This is a genomic window from Methylobacterium sp. E-005 (assembly GCF_022829725.1).
Classification (GTDB): domain Bacteria; phylum Pseudomonadota; class Alphaproteobacteria; order Rhizobiales; family Beijerinckiaceae; genus Methylobacterium.
In genome coordinates, this window is sequence record NZ_JAKSYG010000128.1 from 1 (window position 1) to 2,220 (window position 2,220).

The following is a 2,220-nucleotide window of genomic DNA, read 5'->3' on the forward strand; positions in this document are numbered from 1 at the left end:
GGTGAAATCAGTGTTGTCTCGACGTCGCCGGTCGGGGCCGGCGGCGGCAATTCGAGCGGCGCCCAGAACCTGAACACCCTCGGCCAGATCGTGCCGACCGCCCCCGCCGGGCCGGTCCGCCTGCGCGGCTCCGAGCAGCCGCTCAACAAGATCCCCAGCACCGTCGAGACCGTCACAACCCGCCAGATCGCCGTCGACCGCGGCACCAACAACATCCTCGCGACGTTCGCGCGGGAAACACCGGGCGTGAACCTCAACGACTCGCAGGGTACGTCGAACCGCGCCGACCTCAACTACCGCGGCTTCACCGCCTCCCCCGTTCAGGGCGTGCCGCAGGGCCTGGCCGTCTACCAGAACGGCATCCGCATCAACGAGGCCTTCGGCGACGTCGTCAACTTCGACCTGATCCCGCCGCAGGCGATCCAGCGGATCGACGTGGTCACCGGCAATCCGGTCTTCGGCCTCAACGCCATCGGCGGCGCGGTCAACATCCAGATGAAGAACGGCTTCACCTGGCAGGGCACCGAGATCACCGCATTCGGCGGCTCGGATGGTCGAACCGCCGGCTATCTCGAATACGGCAAGGTCGCCGACAACTGGAGCTTCTACTTCACCGGTGACGGATTCAACGACCGCGGATGGCGTTACGAGAATCCGGCCACCATCGGCCGCCTCTACGCCGACTTGGGCTATCGCTCGCAGGATTCGGAGTTCCACCTGATCGGTCTGGCCGCGCGCAGCTTCTACGGCGCGGCGGCCGCGACGCCGGTGGACTTCACCCATGTCGATCCGCGGGCGATCTTCACCTCCCCGCAGACGCAGACCACGCAGGTCGGCTCGCTCCAGCTGACCGGCCGGGTCGACATCTCGCCGACCTGGGACCTCGCCGGAAACGCCTATTTCCGCCGCTTCAGCGAGCGGTACGTCGACGGCAACGATGGAAACTTCGAGAACTGCAGCACGCGCTCGAGCTTCCGCGGCAGCCTCTGCTTCGAGGATGACGGGTTCAGCCCGGCACGCGGGCAGTCGCAGCTTGCCTTCCGCAACCAGTTCCTGATCCAGGGTCTGCAGAACCAGCGCATCCCGTTCCGGTCGGGCATCCCCTACGGCACGCTCGACACGACCCAGACCGAGTCGCAGGGCTACGGCGGCTCGCTGCAGGCGGCCAACCGGGACCGGATCTTCGGCCTGCCCAACACGTTCGTGATCGGCGGCAGCGTCGATGCGGCGGATTACTCGTTCAAGTCGTCGAGCACCCTTGGCGTGATCAATCCGAACCTCTCGATCACGACCGACCCGAACAACCCGTATTACGGCACGATCCCCGGCCTCGGCACGTCCTACCTCCGGACGGCCGGCGCGCTCGGCATCGCTCCCAGTTCGGTCCAGGGCTCGAACCTGTATCTCGGCCTCTACGCCACCGACACCCTCGACCTGACCGATCGGCTCTCGCTCACCGCCGGTTTCCGGCTCAACTACGCGCATATCCGCTCGGTCGATCAGACCGGCTTCTCGCCGGACGTGACGGGCACGCACGAATTCACCAAGGTCAATCCCCTGGCCGGCCTGACCTATCAGTTCGACCCGGCGCTCAACCTCTACGGCAGCTACTCGGAGTCGAACCGCGCCCCGACGCCGCTGGAACTCGCCTGCGCCAATCCCGACCGGCCGTGCCTGCTGCCGAACTCGCTGGTGGCGGATCCGCCGCTCAAGCAGGTCACCGGCCAGACCTACGAGGTCGGATTCCGCGGCGTGATCCCGAGCTTCCTGTCGGGCGGCGCCCTGACCTACAAGGCCGGCGTGTTCCGCACCGACCTGACCAACGACATCATCCAGGTCGCGGTCGCCGGCAACGCGGCCCGGGCCTATTTTGTCAACGTCCCCTCGACCCGCCGCCAGGGCATCGAGGTCAGCGCCGAGTATGTCGTCACGCCCGACCTGCTGGTCTACGCCAACTACGCGCTGATCGACGCCACCTTCCAGTTCAACCAGACGCTGTCCTCGCCCAACAACCCGCTGTCCGATGACGGGGCGATCTTCGTCAAGAAGGGCAACAAGCTCCCGCTGGTCCCGGATCATCAGATCAAGGCCGGGTTCGAGTACAACATCACCCCGGACTGGCGGTTCGGCCTCAACGTGGCGGCCTTCTCGTCGTCCTACTTCCGGGGCGACGAGTCGAACCTGAACCGCAAGCTGCCGGCCTACTACGTGATGAACCTG

At 66.3% G+C, this 2,220-nt stretch carries 1 protein-coding gene; it reads left to right on the forward strand.

Going from position 1 to position 2,220, the window contains the following annotated elements:
• The coding region (locus tag MKK88_RS14765; RefSeq protein WP_244000909.1) for a TonB-dependent receptor at positions 1-2,220 on the forward strand (2,220 nt) is incomplete at both ends.